The 478-nt window shown below is 61.1% G+C and carries 1 pseudogene; it reads left to right on the top strand.

Features of this window, described 5'->3' with window-relative positions:
• Nucleotides 1-478: pseudogene (locus P792_RS37820) on the top strand (malto-oligosyltrehalose synthase); the annotation flags it as partial.

A 478-nucleotide genomic window follows, 5' to 3' on the forward strand; every position in this document is an offset into this window, starting at 1 on the left:
TGAAAATCGCGCTTCATGAGGCGTCCAACCATCTCGCCATCCATTACGGCGATCAGTTCTATCCTTTATCCGCACAAAGCGAAGCCTCATTGCTTGCCGAGGCCGGAAGCGCAGGGGCATCGGCCATGACCGATGAGACCCTTGCGAAACTCAACGCGCTGATCACCCCTGACAGCAAAAGCGGGCGGGAGAGACTGGAAGCCCTGCTCGAGGCGCAGCACTACCGTCTGGCCTGGTGGCGCGTTGCAGGCGATCTGGTCAACTGGCGCCGGTTTTTCGATGTTACCTCTCTGGTGGCCCTGCGCATGGACCGCAAGGACGTGTTTGATGACGCGCATAAACTCGTCTTCGAGCTCTACCGTGATGGCCTGATTGACGGTTTGCGCGTGGATCACGTCGATGGCCTCGCTCGCCCGGCGGAATACTGCACGAGGCTTCGCGCCCGTCTGGACACCCTGCGGCGGGAACGCCCGGAAGG

Source organism: Asaia sp. SF2.1, from assembly GCF_000505765.1.
GTDB lineage: Bacteria > Pseudomonadota > Alphaproteobacteria > Acetobacterales > Acetobacteraceae > Asaia > Asaia bogorensis.